Source organism: Ruegeria sp. CDSC052, assembly GCF_059610685.1.
The window spans coordinates 913,533-934,828 of record NZ_JBXWOB010000001.1 but is presented as its reverse complement, the minus strand read 5'-3'; the positions used below and the strand labels follow the sequence as shown (position 1 = coordinate 934,828).

Annotated in this window: 20 protein-coding genes; 7 read left to right on the top strand and 13 right to left on the bottom strand. The window is 54.8% G+C overall.

Annotated elements, in window-relative coordinates:
- The first annotated feature begins 85 nt into the window (after positions 1-85).
- The 3 genes from AC2FIM_RS04685 (at position 86) to phaR (ending at position 3,160) form a co-directional block, all read left to right on the top strand.
- Complete coding sequence (locus AC2FIM_RS04685; RefSeq protein WP_281994415.1) at positions 86-1,888, top strand: PHA/PHB synthase family protein; 1,803 nt, start codon at positions 86-88, stop codon at positions 1,886-1,888.
- 134 nt (positions 1,889-2,022) lie between these two features.
- On the top strand, positions 2,023-2,469 hold the full coding sequence (locus tag AC2FIM_RS04680) for a phasin family protein (RefSeq protein ID WP_142633002.1): 447 nt from the start codon (positions 2,023-2,025) through the stop codon (positions 2,467-2,469).
- Positions 2,470-2,605: 136 nt separating this feature from the next.
- A complete protein-coding gene (phaR, locus tag AC2FIM_RS04675) occupies positions 2,606-3,160 on the top strand; it encodes a polyhydroxyalkanoate synthesis repressor PhaR (RefSeq protein WP_281994416.1) in 555 nt (184 codons plus the stop codon).
- 62 nt (positions 3,161-3,222) lie between these two features.
- Here phaR and AC2FIM_RS04670 read toward each other — a convergent pair whose 3' ends face one another.
- Positions 3,223-4,437 (bottom strand): DegT/DnrJ/EryC1/StrS family aminotransferase, encoded by a 1,215-nt coding sequence (locus AC2FIM_RS04670; RefSeq protein WP_496707898.1) that lies wholly within the window; start codon positions 4,435-4,437, stop codon positions 3,223-3,225.
- Positions 4,438-4,646: 209 nt separating this feature from the next.
- Between AC2FIM_RS04670 and AC2FIM_RS04665 the strand changes: the two genes are divergently transcribed.
- Complete coding sequence (locus AC2FIM_RS04665; RefSeq protein WP_496707899.1) at positions 4,647-5,630, top strand: formylglycine-generating enzyme family protein; 984 nt, start codon at positions 4,647-4,649, stop codon at positions 5,628-5,630.
- Between the two features lie 21 nt (positions 5,631-5,651).
- On the opposite strand, the gene AC2FIM_RS04660 is transcribed toward AC2FIM_RS04665, so the two are convergent.
- The 6 genes from AC2FIM_RS04660 to AC2FIM_RS04635 form a co-directional block, all read right to left on the bottom strand.
- Positions 5,652-6,956 (bottom strand): NAD(P)/FAD-dependent oxidoreductase, encoded by a 1,305-nt coding sequence (locus AC2FIM_RS04660; RefSeq protein ID WP_271947850.1) that lies wholly within the window; start codon positions 6,954-6,956, stop codon positions 5,652-5,654.
- Positions 6,957-6,962: 6 nt separating this feature from the next.
- Positions 6,963-8,321, bottom strand: a complete 1,359-nt coding sequence (locus AC2FIM_RS04655) for a glutamine synthetase family protein (RefSeq protein WP_142633012.1) — start codon at positions 8,319-8,321, stop codon at positions 6,963-6,965.
- Positions 8,321-9,001: a type 1 glutamine amidotransferase gene (locus AC2FIM_RS04650; RefSeq protein ID WP_142633014.1), complete on the bottom strand. Its 681-nt coding sequence runs from the start codon at positions 8,999-9,001 to the stop codon at positions 8,321-8,323. The genes AC2FIM_RS04655 and AC2FIM_RS04650 overlap by 1 nt, the downstream gene beginning before the upstream one ends.
- Before the next feature lie 58 nt (positions 9,002-9,059).
- Positions 9,060-10,379 carry a glutamine synthetase family protein gene (locus tag AC2FIM_RS04645; protein ID WP_496707900.1) on the bottom strand — a complete coding sequence of 440 codons (1,320 nt, stop codon included), beginning with the start codon at positions 10,377-10,379 and terminating at the stop codon, positions 9,060-9,062.
- Positions 10,380-10,489: 110 nt separating this feature from the next.
- Complete coding sequence (locus AC2FIM_RS04640; RefSeq protein WP_496677896.1) at positions 10,490-12,676, bottom strand: molybdopterin cofactor-binding domain-containing protein; 2,187 nt, start codon at positions 12,674-12,676, stop codon at positions 10,490-10,492.
- 3 nt (positions 12,677-12,679) lie between these two features.
- Complete coding sequence (locus AC2FIM_RS04635; RefSeq protein ID WP_271947838.1) at positions 12,680-13,144, bottom strand: (2Fe-2S)-binding protein; 465 nt, start codon at positions 13,142-13,144, stop codon at positions 12,680-12,682.
- Positions 13,145-13,282: 138 nt separating this feature from the next.
- Here AC2FIM_RS04635 and AC2FIM_RS04630 point away from each other — a divergent pair, with 138 nt between their 5' ends.
- Both AC2FIM_RS04630 and AC2FIM_RS04625 read left to right on the top strand, forming a co-directional pair.
- Positions 13,283-13,894: a TetR/AcrR family transcriptional regulator gene (locus tag AC2FIM_RS04630; protein WP_271947834.1), complete on the top strand. Its 612-nt coding sequence runs from the start codon at positions 13,283-13,285 to the stop codon at positions 13,892-13,894.
- Between the two features lie 393 nt (positions 13,895-14,287).
- Positions 14,288-16,138, top strand: a complete 1,851-nt coding sequence (locus tag AC2FIM_RS04625) for a P-loop NTPase fold protein (protein ID WP_496677894.1) — start codon at positions 14,288-14,290, stop codon at positions 16,136-16,138.
- 39 nt (positions 16,139-16,177) lie between these two features.
- On the opposite strand, the gene AC2FIM_RS04620 is transcribed toward AC2FIM_RS04625, so the two are convergent.
- The 3 genes from AC2FIM_RS04620 to AC2FIM_RS04610 form a co-directional block, all read right to left on the bottom strand.
- Positions 16,178-16,435, bottom strand: a complete 258-nt coding sequence (locus AC2FIM_RS04620; RefSeq protein WP_496677893.1) for a pyocin activator PrtN family protein — start codon at positions 16,433-16,435, stop codon at positions 16,178-16,180.
- Positions 16,436-16,442: 7 nt separating this feature from the next.
- The gene (locus AC2FIM_RS04615; RefSeq protein WP_480666713.1) at positions 16,443-16,703 is read right to left on the bottom strand and encodes a pyocin activator PrtN family protein; all 261 of its coding nucleotides are present in this window, start codon (positions 16,701-16,703) and stop codon (positions 16,443-16,445) included.
- A gap of 174 nt (positions 16,704-16,877) precedes the next feature.
- Positions 16,878-17,291 (bottom strand): hypothetical protein, encoded by a 414-nt coding sequence (locus AC2FIM_RS04610; RefSeq protein WP_496677892.1) that lies wholly within the window; start codon positions 17,289-17,291, stop codon positions 16,878-16,880.
- Positions 17,292-17,450: 159 nt separating this feature from the next.
- Here AC2FIM_RS04610 and AC2FIM_RS04605 point away from each other — a divergent pair, with 159 nt between their 5' ends.
- The gene (locus AC2FIM_RS04605; protein WP_496677891.1) at positions 17,451-17,717 is read left to right on the top strand and encodes a hypothetical protein; all 267 of its coding nucleotides are present in this window, start codon (positions 17,451-17,453) and stop codon (positions 17,715-17,717) included.
- A 16-nt stretch (positions 17,718-17,733) separates the two neighbouring features.
- Here AC2FIM_RS04605 and AC2FIM_RS04600 read toward each other — a convergent pair whose 3' ends face one another.
- From AC2FIM_RS04600 to AC2FIM_RS04590, 3 genes are read right to left on the bottom strand one after another with little or no spacing between them, the layout of a single operon-like run.
- On the bottom strand, positions 17,734-18,498 hold the full coding sequence (locus AC2FIM_RS04600; protein ID WP_496677890.1) for a hypothetical protein: 765 nt from the start codon (positions 18,496-18,498) through the stop codon (positions 17,734-17,736).
- Positions 18,498-19,319: a hypothetical protein gene (locus AC2FIM_RS04595; RefSeq protein WP_496677889.1), complete on the bottom strand. Its 822-nt coding sequence runs from the start codon at positions 19,317-19,319 to the stop codon at positions 18,498-18,500. Before AC2FIM_RS04595 ends, AC2FIM_RS04600 begins: the two co-directional genes overlap by 1 nt.
- 12 nt (positions 19,320-19,331) lie before the next feature.
- Complete coding sequence (locus AC2FIM_RS04590) at positions 19,332-21,296, bottom strand: hypothetical protein (RefSeq protein WP_496677888.1); 1,965 nt, start codon at positions 21,294-21,296, stop codon at positions 19,332-19,334.

Here is a 21,296-nt window from a genome sequence, read left to right as displayed (position 1 = left end):
GATAATTCGGACCATTCGTCGCTTTGCCCCCCGACGCCCACGACGTTATTCTGCATAGCAGCGAGGTTAGGGTGGAATTGTTAAAATGACAACAAGTGAAGATAACACGCCAGAGCTGTCCGAGGAACACCTTGAACGGATTAGAGAAAATATGACGAAAGTCGAAGAACTGTCGAAAAGACTGATCGAAGTGATGGCTGGAAAAGAGGCGCACACTCCCGCGTTGGACGGTCCGAATCAAGATCTTTTCGCAAGAGCAGCAACTTCGTATTTCGCCGAAGCGTGGCAGAATCCCGCCAAGCTTCTGGAACATCAGGTCGCCTTCTGGGGACAATCCGTTATGAACTTTGCTGAGGCTCAGCAGGCGCTGGCCGCCGGCGGGGTCGAGGACAGCGAACCCGGACCCAAGGATAAACGGTTCTCAAACCCTCTTTGGGACACCAACCCCTATTTCCGGTTTATTCGCCAGCAGTATCAGACAAATGCCGATGCAATCGCGCAGGCGGTTGCTTCGGTCGACGATCTGGACGGCAAGGACAAGCAGAGGCTGCATTTCTTTTCGCAACAGATCATTGACTTGATGTCTCCGACGAATTTCCTGGCCTCCAATCCCGACGCGCTGGAAAAGGCGGTCGAGACGGAAGGGCAATCGCTGATCAAAGGGCTAGAGAATCTAGTTGCGGACCTAGAAGCCAATAATGGTGAAATGGTTGTCAGACTGGCGGATGAATCCGCGTTCAAGCTTGGCGAGAATATCGCGACAACTCCGGGCGACGTGGTCTATCGCAACAGGCTTATGGAGTTGATCCAGTACAAACCCACGACCGAGACCGTACACGAGACCCCGATCGTTCTGTTTCCGCCCTGGATCAACAAATACTATATTCTGGACCTTAAGGCGCAGAACAGCCTCATCAAATGGGTGACCGAGCAAGGCTATACCCTGTTTGTTGTAAGTTGGGTTAATGCGGATGCTTCTCATGCCGAGGTCGGTATGGGCGACTATGTCGAAGAGGGATTTCTGACCGCCATCGAGACCGTCAAGTCGATCTGTAAGGTCAAGCAGGTCAATGCGGTGGGATATTGCATTGCCGGCACCACGTTGAGCTTGACGCTGTCCCTGATGAAGCAGCGTGGCGACAAATCCATCAAATCGGCGACCTTCTTCACAACCTTGACCGATTTCGGTGAACAGGGGGAATTCACGCCGTTCCTACAGAATGACTTTGTCGATGGCATTCAAGAACAAGTGACAAAAGACGGTATCCTAAAAGCATGGGTCATAGGTCGTACCATGTCGTTCCTGCGATCGAATGACCTGATCTACGGCCCTGCCATTCGAAGCTATATGATGGGCGAGACCCCTCCGGCGTTTGATTTGCTCTACTGGAACGGGGATGGCGCAAATCTTCCGGGCAAAATGGCAATCGAGTATTTGCGGGGGCTTTGCCAGAAAAATCAATTTGTGACCGACGGTTTCGATTTGCTTGGGCACAAACTGCATATCCGCGACGTTGATGTTCCTTTGATGGCCATCAGCTGTGAAACCGACCATATCGCCGCCTGGAAAGATTGTTATCGGGGTGTGCAGCAGATGGGGTCACGTTCGAAGACGTTTGTCGTTTCGGAATCCGGTCACATAGCAGGCATCGTGAACCCGCCGAGCAAGAAGAAATACGGCCACTACACCAACCCTGATTTGAATGCGGATGCCGATGCATGGATGAAAGAGGCCGATTTTCATAAAGGGTCCTGGTGGCCGCAGTGGGAAGCTTGGCTGAAGAAGAGATCCGGCAAGCAAATCCCCGCGCGCCAAGTGGGCGATTCGGGATACGCTTCCCTGGCCGAAGCACCAGGAACCTATGTTTTGGTGAAGGCAACAGATTGATTTTTAACAGTTTAGAAAAATATTGCTGCAGTGCAGCAAGAAAAAACTTGCAATGCTGCGATGCAGCAACGATATTGTCCTCAAGCTGATGAAGCCCGGGGTTGGCCCGGATCGGCAAGCAAAGGATTTGGACAATGGCAAAGACTCAAGACTTTACCGCGACCCTGAAAGACATGATGGGTGCATTCCCTGTTGACACCACCGCTCTGGAAGGTGCGTTCAACACCACCGCGACCCTGAACGAAAAGCTGTCGGGCGTTGCTCTGGAAGCGGCTGAGAAATCGGCTGAGATTTCGAACAAATGGACCAAGGAAACCCTGGCCAAACTGTCCGATATGTCGAAAGCGAAATCTGACCCTGCAGATTACGCAAAAGCTGCTACCGACTACGCAAGCGCGTCGGCTGAAGTTGCTGCTGAAAACCTGGCTGCTTTCGCTGAAATCGCGAAAAAAGTTCAGTCGGAAACCGTTGAGCTGCTGATGGCTGCTGGCAAAAACGCTGCAGAAGACGCAACTGCCGTTGTCAAAAAAGCAACCAACGACGTGTCCACTGCTGCGAAAAAAGCAGCTGGCGCCAAGTAAGGTAAGATAGCGAGGCGCACCCACTCCTCCCATTTGGTGCAATCGCGTTGGGCGGGTCGAAAGACCTGCCCTTTCTTTTTGTTCTGCACTCGCATAATCTCTGCTGCAATGCATCATTCCTTGGGGAGGGTAGACGGTGTCAGAACAAGAAAAACCGTTGCTAATCAAACGATATGCCAGCCGTCGGCTGTATAACACTGAAACCAGTGACTATGTCACGCTCGAAGATATTGCGGCATTCATACGTGACGGTCGCGAAGTTCAGATCATAGACCTGAAGACTGGGGATGATCTGACACGGCAATATCTGCTTCAAATCATTGCCGAGCATGAAAGCCGCGGTGAGAATGTCCTGCCGGTGAACGTGCTGAACGATCTTGTGCGCAGCTATATGTTGCCGGGCGGAGGAGTGATGCCGCAATTCCTGCAAAGCTCGTTCGAAATGCTGCGCGAAAGCCAAAGCAAAATGATGGAAAACATGTCTGCGATGAATCCGATGACCCAGATTCCGGGTTTCGAAGCACTGCAAGCGCAGCAAAAGGCATTTCTGAAGGCGATGACCAGCGGCATTTCCGGCAGTTGGTCCAGTTCGGAAACGGATAGCGAGGCCAAACCCCAGTCGAGTGAGGATCTGGACGACATCAAGAAGCAGTTGGCGGAGTTGCAGCAAAAGCTGTCTAAACTGAACTGAATTTGTCCACACAATGAAATAGGCCCGCCGCTGGCGGGCCTTTTCGTTTGAATTCAGCTTGTTCAGGTTCCAAATGCGATTTTCGGGGCGGTAATTTCCCCTACTGAAGCCAACAGAATATCAGCGATCACATCCAGTTCCGCGCCTGTCAGGCGTACAGGCAGGCGCACGTCGCAAGCTTTCATCAGCATGTTTCGCGTTTGTGGCAGCTCGGTCTGTTCCGGCAGGAATTGCCAGTTCCAAAAGGCACGGGCGTTGTCTTCACTCAGGCCGAATACCTGAACTTTCACCCCGCGTGCTTCGGATGCTGCGGCAAAGGCGCGGATATCATCATCGCTTAGGTCAACCAGATTGAACTGGATCGAGTCCGGCGCCCGGCGTTCTGGCCCCAGCGGGGCAGGCACGTTGATATAGGGCGATGAGTTCAGGCGCTCTGCCACATAGTCGTGGTTTTGCAACCCATCGCGGACACGGCGTGCCAATTCAGGCATCTGGGGACGGATTACTGCAGCGCTCAGGTTGCTCATCCGCAGGTTATACAGCGGCAACTGGTTCTGCCAGCGGCCAAAGGCCTCTTCGAGTTCCGATGAGTTGTCGCCACGCGGGCCTTTGTGTTTCTTCCAGTTATGTTCGTAGGCGCCGGACATGATCACGGCACGCGCCACCAGATCAGCGTCGTCGGTTATCAGAATGCCACCTTCGCCCGCATTGATCATCTTGTAGGACTGAAACGAGAAACAGCCGATCTTGCCAATCGTCCCAATATTGCGGCCATGCCAAGTTGTCCCCAGCGAATGGGCTGCGTCCTCGATCACCGGAATGTCGCGCGTGCTGCACAGGGTCATGATCGCGTCCATATCCGAAGTATGTCCGCGCATATGGCTAATGATCACGGCCTGCACGTTATCCAGTTTGGCGGCAAAGTCATCCATGTCGATGCGATAATTGTCACCCACCTCACACAATACGGGGATGCAATCCGCATGTATGACCGATGAGGGCACCGCCGCAAAGGTAAAGCCCGGTATCAGCACCCGCGCGTCCCGCGGCAAACCCAGCGCCTTGAGCGACAGGAACAGCGCTGCCGAGCAGGACGATACAGCCAGCGCGTATTTCGTGCCCAGCAGTTCCGCGAATTCCGACTCGAGCAGCGCAACCGGAGCGTCCTGCGGCGCAGTGTAGCGGAACAGGTCGCCTGACTGCATCAGGGCATCAATGGCGTCGCGGGCAGCCGCTGGGATGGGTTCGGCGTCATGGACGTTCGGAGGCAGCGTCATATTTGGCATTCCTGAATTCTATCTTTGGGAAAGATAAAGCTAATGAAGTGTCAATCCAAGCCCTTAATCTTCAGGGTGGCGAAATTTCACTATTCTGACGTAGTCAGAGAGACACAGGTTGGCTTACCCCGCGTAGCGGGGAATTCTTTTGAACTTGCAACTTTGGGGGAAGTAAGGTGGCAATGGGTCAGCTTTAACGTTGCTCTTTTATGACGGGTTGGATCACTGCATTGACTATCATTCGTTTAGGCCTTTTGGGGGCGCTTTCAATTTTTGCTTCGGCGGTTCACGCGGATTATCTTCTGTCGGATGGCACTGAAGTTGCTCCGCTTGAGATGTTTCAGGAATGCGATGTTTGCCCTGAAATGATTGTCTTGCCTTTGGGGGAGTTCACGATGGGTGGACCGCCGGGGGAATCTAAGCAGAACATCAAGTTTGATGAGGCTGGGAACTGGATACGCGTCACACCAGATGATCCGTATATCGCATTTCAAGAAGGGCCGGTTCACAAGGTCACGATAGACATGCCCGTCGCTATGGGCCGAAACGAAATCACTTACGATCAGTGGATGACGTGCGTCAACGATGGCGGATGCGGACGGCATGAGCCGCAGGATTTCATCCGGCTGCCCAAATCGCAGCGCGCGAAAATCATCGGCAAACACCCGGTCATCACTGTGTCTTATCTGGATGCGGTTTCCTATTCCGATTGGCTCAACAGCAAAGTCGGGATGGATGTCTATCGACTGCCAACCGAGGCGGAATGGGAATACGCCGCGCGCGCCGGGACGCAGACACCGTTTGCACAAGGCGAAGAAGTCACAACGGATCAAGTGAATTTTTTAGGCAGCGCAACAGAGATCATGCTGGGGGAAGTCTTCCCTGATCTTGTTTCCCGCGGAACACCTGTACCGGTGGACGCTCTGGATGCTGCAAATGCCTGGGGATTGCGCCATATGTCGGGCAATGTCGCGGAAAGAACAATGTCCTGCTGGACGGACCGGTATGCTGGTTGGAGGACATCCAGCATTTACCTGAAAAAAGCACGTGAACCCAATTGTGAACGACGCGTCACACGCGGTGGGGCATATCCTGCAGCGATGGACGGCTCACGTGTCGCTGGACGCGGCAGTGGGTTGGAGGACACCCGATCCCGGGTGTCGGGATTCCGTATCTTGAGGGAGTTTAAGTAAGTTCCTCAGGCAATTTCGAAATCAGAATCCCAGCCGGTCCCGCAGGGAGAACCATGTCATCGCCAGCACCAGCAACGGGCTGCGTAGGGCTGCGCCGCCCGGAAAGGGCAGGGCGGGTACGCGGGACATGGTGTCGAACCCTTCGGCTTGGCCCTGAATGGCCATCGCCATCAGTTGCCCGGCATGTGTAGCTGTGCCAACACCGTGACCCGAATAGCCAGAGGCTGACAGGATATTCGGGGCAACCCGTGTCAGGTAGGGCATTCGCCGCATGGTGATGCCCAGAGTACCGCCCCAGGCATAGTCGATCTTCACATCGCGCAGATGCGGGAAAATCTCGGTCATCGGTTTGCGCACCTTGGAGGCGATATCTGTCGGGAAGCGGTAGCCATAGCTTTCCCCGCCGCCGAATAGCAGGCGGTTGTCGGCGCTGAGGCGAAAATAGTTCACCACAAACTTGGTATCAGCGACGGCGACATCCCGGGTCAGGACACGGGCGGCATCGGTGCCCAAAGGCTCGGTCGCGGCGATGAAATTGTTGATCGGCATGACGCGCGACGCCACTTTGCCGTTCAGATCGCCGAGATACCCGTTGCAGGCCAATATGACGTGGTTGGCCGTCACCTTTCCCTGTGGGGTTTGCACGATGGCCAGATCGACTTCGTCGATCCCGGTGACCTCGGTACCCTCAAAGATGCGCACGCCGGCCTTGGCTGCGGCCTGCGCCAGACCCAGAGCAAAGTTCAACGGATGCAGGTGCGCCGCGCCCATGTCCAGATAACCGCCGCGATAGGTGGGCGACGGGCAGAGACCATGCGCGGCGCCTTCGTCCAGCAGCTCCATATGGTCATACCCATATCGCGCCGACAGATGCGCGGCGTGATCGTGGAGGTCTTGCTGATCCCCGGTGCTGAGGCCCAGAACCGCCACGCCCGGTTTCAGATCACAGTCGATTTTGTGCTTTTCGATCAGCGATTTGACCAGATCCTTGGCATCTTCAGCCAGATCCCACAGCTTGGCGGCATCGTCATCGCCGACCAGGCGTTCAAGGTCTTCCTGATCCATCCGCTGGGCGCTGCCCAGCTGCCCGCCATTGCGGCCTGACGCTCCGAAACCAACGCGATGCGCCTCAAGCAGCACGACGTCGAACCCGGCCTCGGCCAGATGCAGCGCGGCGGACAGGCCAGTATAGCCGCCACCGACCACACAGACATCCGCTTTGGTATCCCCAGCAAGCGCGGGAAAACGGTCGAGCGTGTTGGCCGTCGCGGCATACCAGCTGGCCGGATACTCGGCCTTGCGGTCGTTGGAATAGAGGAGATTCATCGCGGCTTAAACGTTCATGAGCAGGTGCTCACGCTCCCACGGAGAGATGACCTGTAGAAATTCTTCATACTCGGCACGTTTGACAATGCCATAGACGCGGGCAAATTCCGGACCCAGCACCTCGTGCAGGGCGGTGGCCTGATCAAACAGGTCCAGCGCATTGCCCATGACCTGCGGGATATCACCGTCACCTTCGTAGGCGTCGCCATAAAACTGACGGCGCGGACGTTCCTGCTGGGTCAGGCCGAGATAGCCGCAGGCGAGCGACAAGGCGATGCCCAGATAAGGGTTGCAGTCCATGCCTGCGATACGATTTTCAACGCGCCGCGCCTCGGGGCCGGACAGGGGAACACGGATGCCGGTCGTGCGGTTGTCACGAGCCCATTCCAGATTGATCGGCGCGGCATGGTCTTTCACATAGCGGCGGTACGAGTTCACATAAGGTGCCATGACTGCCAGGCCTGCAGGCAAGTGGTTTTGCAGCCCTGCAATGAAGTTATAGAATGCATCCGTTTCGCCGCCCTGAGGTCCGGAAAAGATATTCTGTCCGGTTTCGATCTCGGTGATCGAGTGGTGGATGTGCATGGCCGATCCGGGCTCATCCGCAATCGGTTTCGCCATGAAGGTCGCAAAGCAGTTGTGTCGCAACGCGGCTTCGCGGATCAGGCGTTTGAAATAGAACACTTCATCTGCCAACTTGACCGGATCACCATGGCGCAGGTTGATTTCAAGCTGTCCGGCGCCGCCTTCCTGGGTGATGCCGTCAATCTCGAATCCCTGATGTTCGGCAAAGTCATAGATGTCGTCGATCACCGGGCCGAATTCATCCACCGCTGTCATCGAATAGGCCTGCCGCGCGGCCGCCGGACGACCCGAACGGCCCATCATCGGTTTGATCCCCTGCGCGGGGTCGACATTGGGGGCGACCAGAAAGAACTCCATCTCTGGCGCGACAATCGGTTTCCAGCCTTTGTCGTGATACATTTTTACGACGCGCTTCAACACGTTGCGTGGGCTGAACGGGATCGGCTCTCCGTCCCGGTCATAGGCGTCGTGGATCACCTGCAGTGTCCAGTCACCCGTCCAAGGAGCAGCGGAAGCAGTCGAAAAGTCAGGCTTAAGGATCATGTCCCGTTCAATGAAGCCGTCCTCTCCGGCGGCTTCGCCCCAGTCCCCGGTGATAGTCTGGTAAAAGATACTATCGGGTAGATGGAAGTAGGACTGGCGTGCAAATTTGGTGGCCGGAACCGCTTTCCCGCGCGCGATGCCGGGCAGGTCAGAGATGATGCACTCGACCTCATCCAATCGGTGACCTTCAAAATAGGTACGGGCTGCCTGTGGCAGTTGTTCTGTCCAATCGGCCATCAGGCCCTCTCTTTCTTCAAAAACTCTGCCATGAACTGTCCGATCTTCGGACTGTCGTCGCGGGTGGGCAGGCGGTCGGCGGCGGCCTGCATCAGATTGTCTGGAACGACACCTTTGCCGCGTGTGTCCATCAGCCCTTCGATGAAGCTGTCGCCATACTCCGGGTGGGCCTGAACGGTCCAGATCGTGTCGCCATAGGCCAGCATGGCATTCTGGCAAAAGGCGTTCGAACCGGTTACTTGTGCACCGGCGGGCAGCTCTACCACCTGGTCCTGATGCCAGGCATTCAAAGTGACGGTCTGTCCGTCCAAATCGTAGTCCGTCCGCCCCACGGCCCAGCCCTGTTTGAACTTTTCAACTTTTCCGCCAAGGGCTTGCGCAATGACTTGATGACCAAAGCATATGCCGATCAGGGGTTTGCCGCTTTGATGGATGTCGCGGATCAGCGCTTCGAGCTTGCGAATCCAGGCATGGTCCTCATAGGCGCCATAGCGCGAGCCGGTGATGATCCATCCATCGGCATCGTCAAAACTTTGCGGAAAGTGATCGTCGACAACAGCATAGGTCACAAACTCAAAGCCGTTGCCATCCAGCAGCGCGCGAAACATGCCGTCATACTCACCGAACTGATCGTGCAATTCGTCAGGGGGGTGGCCGGTTACAAGGATACCGATTTTCATGGGTCACCAAATTTGATCAAATTTATTCTAGCTGAGCAGAACGAAGCGAGCAAGGGGCTCAAACCGCCTCGAGATAACTTAGCCAATGCTCCTCGGGTGGGCGTTCGTTAAAGCGCAGGATCTCTTGTCGCTTTGTCATGGCGAGATTGCTGATCAGCGGGGCGGGAAAGATGCGCGCAACTTGCGGATCGGTTTCAAGGGCGGTGATGGCTGAAGCCCAGTCGCCAGCGAGTTGCGGCAGGCCGTCGATCTCATAGGCGTTGCCCGTGATCGGAGTTGGCGGTTCAGTTCCGTCCTCGATGCCGTTCAGCGCCGCACCGAGTACGGCGCTCAGCATGAGGTAGGGATTGATGTCACCACCAGCAACACGATGTTCGATCCTGCGGGCAGAGGGCGCGCCGCCGGGAACGCGCAGCGCGGCAGTGCGATTTTCATAAGCCCAGCATGCCTCAGTTGGGGCATGGGCGCCGGGGACAAGCCGGGTGTAGGAGTTCCCGTGCGGTGCAAAAATCAGAGTTGAACCAGGCATTGCGGACAGACATCCGGCTATGGCCGAGCGCAAAAGATCAGTGCCTTCAGGCCCGCCATTGTCAAAGATATTTTGCCCATCCTGGTCGACGACCGAAAAATGGACATGCATCCCATTGCCCGCATCCTGGGCATAGGGTTTGGCCATGAAAGTTGCGGTAAACCCATGTTTGCGCGCAAGGCCACGAGTCAACACCTTGAAAAGCAACGTATCATCTGCGCAGCGCATGGCGTCCTGATGGTTCAGGTTGATTTCAAACTGGCCAATCCCGCTTTCGGAAATGGCGGTTTGAGCCGGGATGCTCATTGCCTCGCATCCGTCATAGAGGTCTGTGAAAAAGGCGTCGAACGCATCCATTTCCGCCATGGACAGGACTGCCTCGTCGACCAACCGTCGCCCCGTCAAAGGATTGATCGGAGGCACCGGCCGTGCACCTGATGAGTCCAATAGCGTGAATTCCAGCTCGGTCGCCGCAACAACAGACCAGCCACGCTCGGCATAGCGTTGCAGCACCGAGGTCAGAGCATGGCGAGGGTCGCCGGCAAAGGGCTTGCCCTGATCGTCATACAGGGACATCAACACCAGCGCTGTTTCGGTTTCAAGCCAGGGAACTGGGACGGGGCCACGCTCGGTTGGCAGTAATATGCCGTCCGCGTCGCCTGATTCAAACACAAGCGGGCTATCCTCGATATCCGCGCCCCACAGATCAACATTCAATGCTGAAAAGGGCATCCGCACCACACCTTTACTCAGCTTGTCAGCATAAGAAGGAGGCACGCGTTTGCCGCGCAGCTGACCGTTAAGGTCGCAGGCCGCTACGCGAAAACTGTGTAGGGCGTTCAGGTCCATCGGCGTCTCCATCACTCTGGTACCCCGAGGTTTAATCGACACAAAGCGCCTTGTCACGAAATTTGATCAAATTATCCCCGCGCCGTTTTTTTCGGCGCGGGGTCGGGACCTTAAGCAAAGCTTATGCCGTTCTCGGCCATCGGCAGATCGGCAATCAAGGTCCCCGACATTGCCTTGATTGCGTTCGCGAGCGCGGGGGCCGAGGGCGGCGTGCCGGGTTCGCCCACGCCCGTGGGGGCTTCGGCCGAGGGGAGGATGTGGACGTCGATTGTAGCTATATCGCCGATCCGAAGGGGCTCATAATCCGGGAAGTTGTATTGATCCACGGAACCGCCGGTCAGTGTGATCTGATCGCGCATCACATGCCCGATGCCATAGCCAATCCCACCTTCCATCTGGGCACGCACCACGTCGGGGTTCACCGCGATACCGCAATCGACAGCACAGGTGACCTTTTCGATCTTGATACCGTCATCCGGATCGCCCGAGATTTCGACCACCTCAGCCACATAAGAACCAAAGGATTTGTGCACCGCAATACCTTGCGCTCGACCGGCAGGGACGTTGCCCCAATCTGCTTTCTCGGCCGCAAGTTTCAGAACTGAGGCCTTGCGCTGTTGGTCTGCATTACCCGCATCTGCCAGATGTGCGAGACGGAACTCAACCGGGTCACGGCCCGCGGCGGTGGCGGCCAAATCCATCATTGTTTCCATCGTATAGGCAGTGTGGGTATGTCCTACCGACCGCCACCATAGGACCGATGTGGCCTTGGGTGTGTCGGTCAGTCCAAGCGCTATCCCCGGAATATCATAGGGGCTGTCTGCGATGCCTTCGATCGAGCTGTGGTCGACGCCGTCATGCACTGCAACCGCTTCGAACGGGGTGCCCTTCATGATCGATTGCCCAGCGACCTGATGCTGCCATCCGACGATATTCCCCTCCGCATTCAACCCGACACGAACTTTGTGGCCGAATGCCGGGCGGTAATACCCGCTGCGAATGTCGTCTTCCCGCGTCCAGACCAGTTTGACCGGGCGCGAGCGGTCAGTGACAACAAAGGCCAACGCGGCCTCAACCTGATAGTCCGCATCCGGTGTTGCGCGACGCCCGAAAGACCCGCCGGCCAGCATCGTTCTGATGTGGATTTTCTCGGGTGGCAGCTGAAAGATTTGCTGATACGCCATGTGCGGGCCGGTTGGCATCTGAGCGCCATCATGCAGAACGATGTCACCCTCTGCTGTCTGTTCGATTGTGCAGTTCAGTGGCTCCATCGGAGCATGGGCGAGAAGCGGGTAGTAAAAAGTTTTTTCTACGACCGTATCCGCCGCGTCGATCGCCACCGAAACCGTGGCAACATCTGCCTTGTTCACGTTATAGGCGGGCTCGGCATTCAGCGCGTCCATGATCTCGGCCTTGATCTGATCCGAGTGGCGGGTTTCAGCGCCGGACATGTCCCATTCGACCTCAAGCGCGTCACGCGCCTGAATCGCGGCCCAGGTATCTTCGGCATAGACCGCAACGCCCGCCTGATTGGGCAATGCAGCGGCGCTGATATAGCCTTTGATCTCTTTCGAGGCGCTGTCGTCAAAGCTGATGACAACACCACCGCGCGACTCCGGACGTTTGATCATCGCAACCATCTGGTTGGGCAGGTGGACATCCATGGCGTACATCGCCTGTCCGTTGCCTTTGATTGCCGAGTCCTTGCGACGCACGGCCTCGTTTCCGATCAGGCGGAATTCCGAGGGGTCTTTCAGGCGTGGCTCGGTCGGCGCTTCCATCTGCGAAGCGGCTGCCACGAAATCGGCAATCGGTGCAGATTTCTCGTCTGCTTTGACTATGCCTTCCTCAATGGTGATGCCTGATGCATCGACGCCCCATCTTTGGGCGGCGGCGTTGATCAGCATCTCACGGGCAGCAGCGCCAGCCTGACGGTATTGCAGCCAGGAATTCGCCATCGCGGTTGACCCGCCGGTGCCTTGGAAGGGGCCAAACAGCAGATTGTTATAGACTTGGGGGTTAGAGGGCGCGAATTCGTATTCGATCTGCTCCATGGATACACCGATCTCCTCGGCGATCAGCGTCGGCAGGCCGGTCGCAGGGCCCTGACCCTTTTCGAAATGCTTGACGATGGCGGTCACGGTGCCGTCGGCGTCAATTTTCACAAACGGGTTGAGTTGCGTGGTCTCAGATGAGGCCGCAGCCAGAACGCCATCGGGGCGGGAACCAACCAGCAAGACGGCACCGGTCGCAGCAGCGCCTTTCAGAAAACCACGGCGAGAGGTATTGATGGTCATGGATCAGGCCTCCAGAATTTCGGATGCGCGTTGGATACCGGCGCGGATGCGTTGATAGGTGGCACAGCGACAAGCGTTGCCAGACATGTAGTCATCGATTTCTTCAACGCTGGGCTTTGGATTCTCGGACAGCAACCCGACCGCCGACATCACCTGACCCGACTGGCAATAGCCGCATTGAACCACGTCCAGTTCGACCCAGGCCTGCTGAACAGCAGCGCCGATATCATTGTCGCCCACGACTTCAATCGTGGTGATTTCGGCATCTTCAACATCCTCGATATACGTCTGGCACGAGCGCACCGGCTCTCCGTCCAGATGCACAGTGCAGGCCCCGCAGGATGCGACACCGCAGCCGAATTTGGTTCCTGTCATCTTCAGTTCGTCCCGGATCACCCACAGCAGGGGTGTGCCGGGCTCGGCCTCGACCGTGTGGGTCTGGCCGTTCAGTTTCAATGTTAAAGCCATTGGGGGGTCTCCTGTTGGGCTGGCTACCTGAATTAGTAAACTCATGGGTTTACTCTATTTAGGCGAGGGAGGAGTGTAAACCCGAGAGTTTACCTGACGTTTGACCGGCTCATGTCAAAGGGTCTATAGCTTTGAAGCATGAATGATCTCAGCGCACCGAAAGCATCAAAGCATGCCCAGATCATCGAGGCTGCCGTGGCCGAATTCCAGGAAAAGGGATTTTCGGCGGCCAGTATGGATCGGATCTCGGCCCGGGCCGAGGTGTCCAAACGTACATTGTACAAGTATTTCGAAAGTAAGGAAAACCTGTTCCGCTCGATCGTGGTTGAGCTGTCGAACCGCTTCTCTAAGGTTCAGGATATCAGATATGAAAAGGGCAGAGATATCCGCGCGCAACTGACAGATTTGGCTTGGGCCGAGGGGCGCATTCTGATGTCACCCGAGGTGATGGCGATGTCGCGTATGGTGATCAGCGAAACCTTGCGCAATCCCGACCTTGCGGTCGCCGCGCAGGGCAAATTGGACAAAACTGCCATCTTCTCGGCCATGCTTAAAGATGCGGCAGAGGATGGTCAGCTACGCATCGATAACCCCGACATCGCGGGTCGTGAATTCATCGGATTGATCAAGAGCAGGGCATTCTGGCCCATGGTTTTTTGCGGGACCGTACTTAGTCAGGACGAAATGTCTGATACCATTCAGCGCAGCGTCGAAATGATGATTTGCCGGTACGGTGTCGACAATCGGTAACGCGGTTGGCAGACACAAGGACGGCCCCTTTCGAATATGCTAAACCCCGGGCTGCCCGATTCGATGGGCAGGAATTTGCGGTTTCGATCCGTCTGATTGGATACCGGGTGCGACGAGGACTCAGCATTGAATGACAAGGTAAGACAAGCCGCACGCCTGAGCGTCGCCCCTATGATGGATGGGAGCGACGCTTTCTGAAACCCCTTGTTTTATTGGTCTCTCGGGGGGCTATGGAATTTTGTAGCACCATTTGTAGCACCAAGGTCTTGTTATTCTGAACAATTTACCCAACTGGGACGAAGTATGAAAGTCGCCCAGAAGATACTTCGGTGGTTCAAGGAAAGAAGCGACAGGCCATACCATTCCACTGAAACGTCGAGTGGAAAAGCAATCATGGAAAAGTTGTCGTCAATGTCCCATTTGCAAGAATATTTGAGCTACTACACGACACTTACGGCTCCTGGTTATGCCGTATTGGTCACCGGAGACTGGGGAACCGGTAAGACCTACCAAGTCAAGAGCTGCCTTCCTGAAGAAGATCGACTGTATGTCAGCCTATTCGGTGTTCAGACTGTTGAACAGCTTCATTCCGAAGTATTCGCTGCCGCCGCCCCGACCATGGCGAAAGCCGAGAAGATGGTTGGCAAGGGCAGCGACATCGTCGCGGGAATGAAAGGCCCCTGGGCTTTGGCAGGTGCCATCCCGAGCGTATTCAACGCAGTTTTCAAGCGGGAAATCGAACCCACGAAAACCCTTGTGTTCGATGACCTGGAGCGCAGTGATCTGGAACTCAAGGATGTCTTGGGTGCGATCAATTCTTACGTTGAGCACTTGGGGTTTCGTGTCGTCGTTGTTGCACATGACGAAAAGCTCGCTGAGGAGTTCCTTCAGATGAAGGAGAAGACTTTTGGTCAGAGCATCCGAATTGAGCCTCAAATCGAAGATGCGCTGTCCCACTTCCTCGAGGAAATCGGAAACCCGTCAGCAAAGAAATTTGCATCCAATCACAGAGCCCAGATTCAGGACACCTTCCTTCGTTCGGAGGCCCAATCCCTCCGTGTTCTTCGTCATGTGATCGAAGATTTGACGAGGTTGCATGATGCCTTGAGGACGGAACACCTTGAAAATACAGGTGCTATGGAGGAGCTGGTAAACACCTTTGTGGCATTCCAGATCGAGGTGAGAGCGGGAAACCTGAAGGAGAAAGACCTGCGCAATCGGCATGGTGTCCGCGTGGGGTATATGATGCGAATTCAGGGGAATGCGCAGAATCCCCCTGAAACACCCCCGCTGGTGACGGCAGATGAAAAGTATCCTGAGATCGACTTGGAAACTGGGATGCTGAACAATGCCGTCTTGGCTTCTATGTTGATTGATGGACGATTTCCCAAGGAGGAAATCCGTGCTTCGATAGATAATTCACCGCATTTCATAGTTCCTGGTGACGTTCCAGCCTGGAAGGTAGTCTCCCATTTTGATGAGTTGGATGATGAAACTGTTGAAGAAGCTCGAAAGCGGATGGATCATCAGTTTGAAAATCGTGAGGTGACTGAATCCGGCGAGATGCTGCATATCTTCTGTTTGCGAATGATGATGGCTGAATTCGGAATTTCTGAACAGAAAGTGGAAGACGTAGTTTCCGAAAGCAAAATTTATATTGATGACTTGCTGAAAGTGGGGGCACTTCCTCCCCGTGGAACGGACTGGCGATGGTTTGATGGTTTTCAGGACGCTTATGATGAGTTCGTTTACTGGGGGCGAGAACGGCATGCGGCAGCTTTCAAGGAAATCTGGGATCATCTGATCGCTTGTAGGGAAACGGCTTTCCAAAGGACAATACCGGCTATCCTTGATGATCTTCTCCGGCAGGTTGCTGAGGATCCGAAGGCGTTCTTCGAGGCGGTCTCCCCAACCAATAACGGGCCTAATCCGTATGCGATGATCCCGTTACTCCAGGAAGTGCCGCCCAAAAAGTTTGTTGAAGCTTGGCTTTCAGCAGATCGCAACGGCTGGCGAAAAGTAACCTACGCTCTCGAAAATCGGTATAGCTCCAACCTGTTGGAGCGCGACCTTTCTCCGGAGAAGGATTGGGCACTACAAGTACTAAAAGAACTTGAGCGGCACGCTGATGAAGAGGTTGGCTTCCGGTCGCTGCGTATCAACAGAATTCGACCGAAGGTTCTCGTGGAATTGGCCCAGGCGGTGCAAGATGCTGAGACTGAGGCGATGTCGGATGGGGCATAGAGAGGCTGGATCTCAGAGCGGGAAAGAGGCCGCAAACGATCATTCAGCTGCATAGTCGCCCATCCTGGCTTTTGCAGCGGTGCGTCGTTGCTCAATGTAATGTGCCAAGTGGAGCAGGGGTACCTTGCTTGTGCGTAGATTCATTCGACAAGCCGGGAACTCAAAACAGATCAGTCCTTTCTTGATCTTTCGTTCAAGAGCTTCTGGTTCAAGGCCAAAGTACTCTCTCGCCATCTGTGAGAAGGAGATCTCGTCGCGCCCATCATGGCGAGCTAACAGCAGCATCAACGTCGTCATATCAGTCTCAGCCAGCATGCATTTTCAGTTCTTTCGCGGCGGCGGCCCGTCTCTCATCAACGTAGTCCGCCAAATCCATCAGATGGACGCCCTTGGCGCATTTCTGGCTTTCTTCCTCCATGAGCACGAGTGGTAGCAGAATTTCTCCAGCTCGGATCTTTTCGTGGAACTTCCCGACAGATAGTTTGAACCAATCGCGCGCGACGGTTTCCGTGTCGATAATCGCTTTTGCATTGTACATTGCCATCATCATGATCGCCGTGTTCATTGGATTTCCTCTTGTTTGACAGCCTTTTCGAAGGGGCTGCCTGGGTTGCGAAAACCGCCACCCATGGCGACGGTTTTGAGGAAATGGCTCAAATCGATTTTTGCAGAAGGATTTTTTAAGGGGGTTTGAAACCTCATTTTCTTTCGAACAATCTGGCTGCCGGGAAAACCAGTTTCAAACGTGAGCCAGCAACCTGTCTGTCACTTTGATAGCCGCTATCTTATCATCCAGCGCGCGCTTGGCGCCACGCAGCTGCCGCCAACGCCATGCGAGATTGATGAGATCAATCGCTTTCGCGTCGAAGATCTGCTCGGTCTCGATATTCTGCTGCAGCGCTCGATCACCCAGGCCTTCACGATACTGGTTGGTGAATTTTCTGATATGCTCACCCAGCAGGTGAAGGCGATCCTCATCCAATTCCTCCAATCCGCGTCGCTCATGGAGGTTCTGCAGCAGATCCTGAGTGAGTTGTTTCGTTGTGCCCAGAGGCACGAGCCCCGTTTCCTGCCATTCGCCGGCAAGCAGGCGACCATGGTAGATTGCCACCAGCGTCAGCTCGTGAACCTCGCGTTCGGTTTCGATATCCATGTTGGATCCTCCAGTTGGTGAGGCCGCCCCGTGCGGCCTCTCAAGACGCCGATGGAGGGAGGACCCCACCGGCGGGTGAGACACCTATTCAAAGATAGGAGCGATCATTCAAACAGGGCACCATTTCCTGTTCGACCACCATCGATATGGGAGAACGAATTGGCGGATTTGGAAACGAAAATCGAACACGCTCGACAGCGGCTCAGGGACCTTCACGCACAGGCGCAAAAACAGAAGCGCCGCGACGAGACGCGAAGGAAAATCATCTACGGCGCCGCCTTGCAAGAACACCTCGGGCAATTGGAAGCCTCGAAGAGGGAGGCCACCTTGGCATGGTTACACAAGAGGATTACTCGGCCCTCCGACCGGCGTTTTTTGGGGCTGCCAGATGCCTTGAAAAACGGCGATCCTGAAAAGAAAGCTTGAACCCTGTTTGCACCCGCTACTTTCTCCAGGCATCGAATTCGGCAGGTAGGAGACTGTAAACCTGTTCCTTGCTCATCGAATGCATGTCGAAATTCATTTGCAGCTGTTTCGCCACCCTGGTCGCCAAGCGTCTGGCGCTGCCAGGGGTTTCTTTGCCAAGCGCCTTTTTCTTCATAGCCCCGCTTTCGGCATCCAAGTACATTTCGACCGACACCTCCAGCAAAGCCGGTGTTGTCAGGAAATCCTTGTCGGAGGTATAGAGCTGCTCGATGGCATCGGAGTGCTCATACATGGGCCGAGACAAGAACAGGCGCGCAGCAGTCTCTCCCAGTTGCCTGTGAAGCCAGAACGAAATGAAAGCCAGATGCCTGTAGTAACGGAACTTGCTGTAGGCGAGGGGAATATACCGATAGGTACTCCATAGATCATGCGAGTTTCCCCGACTGGATCGCTTCAACAATTGAGGGAGGTAGACCGCCGATATCCAAGCCCATAGTCCCACATTCGAATACTGGACCTTGGACAATTCGACAGGAAGGGTCTCGTGAAGATAGTGGCCGAAATCGTACCTTGAATCGAAGACCATGGAGGCATCGATTGGGGCAGCTCCAGGCAGCTCTTGAACCAATTCTGAAGCCCCAGCGATTTTTTCAACCATGGAAAAGAAATCTTCGGAAACCTTCGCTGGCTGAGAAGATTTCACTTTTGCCCTCTCCGCATTCATCAATTCCTGAAAGGCGGCTACACCATCCGAATTGAACTCGCAAAGCGTTCTCTCCATTACAAGATCTCCTCGATCAGGGTTTTGCCGTCCCGCCATTTCTGACTGGTGAACACAGCAACGATCTGTTCGACGAGGTCGAGCCTATCAATGTTGTCTGCATCGTTGAGATAGGCAGCTTCTTCTCCCTCGAGGGGTATTTCGAGCCGTTGCTGAATAAAGCTCACCCACTTTGCCAAAAGGGAATCCTCGTCAATGTCCTTGATGCTGTCAAATCTCAGAAGAATTCCTGTGGCGACACTTCTCACGATCTCGGGGAATACATGTGCGGCGAACAGTGGATCGTCGACGAATTTGTGGAAATAGTCGGCGTGCACGAACACCTCGAAGTCTCCGTGCCCATCCCACCCAACCTGCCAAATGCGATCCCCGATGCTCGTTGAGGGTTTGAGATCCAAGATGCCCTGGTTCTGTTCTCCCGAGCCTTCGTCTCCACTGCCGGTATGGAGCCTTACACGCCCACCTGTTGCGGCGAGGATCTTCCCTGAAGTATCTACAGAACGTGAAATCACCTTTAGGCGAAATTCCAAGTTTGCTCCATCCGGGATCTCATCCAACTCGATTTCATCCTCGGACCTGTATTCCGGAAGCACATGTCGACGAATGTCGCCAAGCGCGAAGACATCGAGAACAAACTCCTTGGGTTCTTCTTTGTCGAGCTTGCACTCTTTCTCGATCGCGGCCCGGTCGAATTTTGCATGTATTCGGACAGTTTCCCCTTGGCGGTCAAGGAGTTGTAAAGAGAAAAGCTCGCTTTTCTGTTTGATCCGAGCTCGACCAGTGAAATTATGCGTGTCGTTGAATTCAAGCTGAATGGTCATCGGCTAACCTCATCACAATTTAATTCTCGGATGGATCAGCAAGTCCCGGTTTCCATCGAAACCTTTTGCTGAAACCCGAAACTCCGGCTGGAGCAGCTCAACGGTGAAGGTATTCTCCGACGCCGAAACAATTTTTGCTGCTCCTTTTGGCGAAATCTCGATTGGAATGGTCTTTCCAAATTGGAAATCAATTTTGCTGTAGTCCCGCCATGATCTGCTTTTTCCGAGAGCCGATACATATGCCGCTTTCACGGAAACTTCGACCGGGAAGGCAACTTCCTCTTCTTCGAACAGTTCGGCAATGTTCCCCACGGGGAGCAGGTCGAAACCCGGGATCTCTGTATCCCTTTCGACCCGAATGGCAGGCGACCTCTTCACTGGGGGGATGTCATCCGGTTCCTCCGACTTTTTCCGCTTCTGTCCACGTTTCTTCTTGGAACCAATCCCCATCGGTTCCATTACAGAGAAGATATCATCTGCGAAATTCTCGTATGTGTTCGCATCCTCATCTTCCCGAGAAAGGATGCGATACATGTATGCTGGGAGATCCATCACAAACCGCAGCGCCCAATCGGATGTGAAGCTTTTTTGTTCATTGAATCGATTCAGGAACCACCTCGTATGCGCCGGCTCTTCGGCTTCCTTGAGGTAGTCCGACATATCTCGATCTTCAGCGATCAAGAAGCAGGTGACATTCTTTGCCGGGATGTTTGAGGGTTGCCTCGATATGATGATCTGGTTCCGGATGAATTGCGCATTATCGGTCAGCTTGTAGTCATCTTTTTTGAAATATACTTCGACCAAACCGACTTGCTGCTCCCCATCAACGGTCTCGAATTTCAGGCTGAAACTGAACCCAACCAATTGACCTTTCTCGAATGCAGAAAACATCCTTCCAAGGTTGTCTTCCGAAAAACAATCCTTGGTAACTGCCCCCCGGGTGTCTCCATGGGCTGTGTGTGTCATGATCGGCTCATTACCAGCAAACCAGTTTGGCTTCCCGCCGGTCTTGAGTTCAAGGATCTCCCGCACAATTCCGACGCGGTGTTCAGTGTCCGAAACAGCTTTCCTGAGCCGCTCCCCTTGATCTGCAATATGCGTGATCACTTCTGAGAGGTTTTCCGCGCACACCGTCGTCGTCTCACCGGAAAGGCGATCGACGACTTCGACAACAAGATCACCCTTCAGGATGGGCCAGTAGTAATCGCGTACCGTCGCAAGGAGAAGCCCACCGCTGTCGACTGAACTGGGAATGCCCGGGATGAAGACCGACAAGCCGCTCTCGTCACGCTTCAAGGAGAACTCGGACAGGAACCTCTCAACGTCAGTAGTTTCCTCGATTGGCATGAACTTTTCATTGCCGCCTTCATGAACCGATTGGCCAAATCGGCCGTAGCCGAGATAACTGCTTCCGTTCACTCGATGATAGGGCAAGTTCGCAAAGCCAAGAAGGTATCTCTTCTGGTCATCGCTGCGCTTTGTCACCGCCAAAAACAGCGACATTCCGGAAATACGAGTAAGAGTAGTTTTACCAACGCCGTGACTGCCGCTGGATCCTTTACCCTTGCCACTGATCCCATCGTTCCACCAGAAGCCGACGAAGTTGGATCCCGAATGAGCGTTGCTCTTGTCAGTTTCGCCGATGAGGCCCTTGGTGCCTTCATCTTCGATAATCAAACAGCGAAGCTCCTTTCCGGCAAAACTCTCCGCGAACTTTCCGAGATCGTTGCTCGACAGGTGGTTGTCAACGGTCTCTCCTGCTTGACCAGTCCGGAGGAATGGCTCGAGGGTTTCCCATGGGAACGAGGCCAACGAAAGACGCACTCTGACCGGTTTCGTCGGATCAAGAGCGGCGTCCAATGAGTTCTGGACGGCTTCTCGAACCAGAGCCGTAGAAGCATCCTGATCATTGAAGAACTCATTCAGTTTCGAACTTGAATTGCTGTGCTCTGGGCCGGCCTTTGGAAAACTCCACAT

Bases quoted from the DNA above. Each gene is read 5' to 3' on its own strand.
- AC2FIM_RS04685 (WP_281994415.1), top strand. From the start codon at position 86: ATGACAACAAGTGAAGATAACACGCCAGAGCTGTCCGAGGAACACCTT.
- AC2FIM_RS04680 (WP_142633002.1), top strand. From the start codon at position 2,023: ATGGCAAAGACTCAAGACTTTACCGCGACCCTGAAAGACATGATGGGT.
- AC2FIM_RS04670 (WP_496707898.1), bottom strand. From the start codon at position 4,437: ATGACGCTGCCTCCGAACGTCCATGACGCCGAACCCATCCCAGCGGCT.
- AC2FIM_RS04665 (WP_496707899.1), top strand. From the start codon at position 4,647: ATGACGGGTTGGATCACTGCATTGACTATCATTCGTTTAGGCCTTTTG.
- AC2FIM_RS04660 (WP_271947850.1), bottom strand. From the start codon at position 6,956: ATGAATCTCCTCTATTCCAACGACCGCAAGGCCGAGTATCCGGCCAGC.
- AC2FIM_RS04655 (WP_142633012.1), bottom strand. From the start codon at position 8,321: ATGGCCGATTGGACAGAACAACTGCCACAGGCAGCCCGTACCTATTTT.
- AC2FIM_RS04650 (WP_142633014.1), bottom strand. From the start codon at position 9,001: ATGAAAATCGGTATCCTTGTAACCGGCCACCCCCCTGACGAATTGCAC.
- AC2FIM_RS04645 (WP_496707900.1), bottom strand. From the start codon at position 10,379: ATGGACCTGAACGCCCTACACAGTTTTCGCGTAGCGGCCTGCGACCTT.
- AC2FIM_RS04640 (WP_496677896.1), bottom strand. From the start codon at position 12,676: ATGACCATCAATACCTCTCGCCGTGGTTTTCTGAAAGGCGCTGCTGCG.
- AC2FIM_RS04635 (WP_271947838.1), bottom strand. From the start codon at position 13,144: ATGGCTTTAACATTGAAACTGAACGGCCAGACCCACACGGTCGAGGCC.
- AC2FIM_RS04630 (WP_271947834.1), top strand. From the start codon at position 13,283: ATGAATGATCTCAGCGCACCGAAAGCATCAAAGCATGCCCAGATCATC.
- AC2FIM_RS04625 (WP_496677894.1), top strand. From the start codon at position 14,288: ATGGAAAAGTTGTCGTCAATGTCCCATTTGCAAGAATATTTGAGCTAC.
- AC2FIM_RS04620 (WP_496677893.1), bottom strand. From the start codon at position 16,435: ATGACGACGTTGATGCTGCTGTTAGCTCGCCATGATGGGCGCGACGAG.
- AC2FIM_RS04615 (WP_480666713.1), bottom strand. From the start codon at position 16,703: ATGAACACGGCGATCATGATGATGGCAATGTACAATGCAAAAGCGATT.
- AC2FIM_RS04610 (WP_496677892.1), bottom strand. From the start codon at position 17,291: ATGGATATCGAAACCGAACGCGAGGTTCACGAGCTGACGCTGGTGGCA.
- AC2FIM_RS04600 (WP_496677890.1), bottom strand. From the start codon at position 18,498: ATGGAGAGAACGCTTTGCGAGTTCAATTCGGATGGTGTAGCCGCCTTT.
- AC2FIM_RS04595 (WP_496677889.1), bottom strand. From the start codon at position 19,319: ATGACCATTCAGCTTGAATTCAACGACACGCATAATTTCACTGGTCGA.
- AC2FIM_RS04590 (WP_496677888.1), bottom strand. From the start codon at position 21,296: ATGTGGAGTTTTCCAAAGGCCGGCCCAGAGCACAGCAATTCAAGTTCG.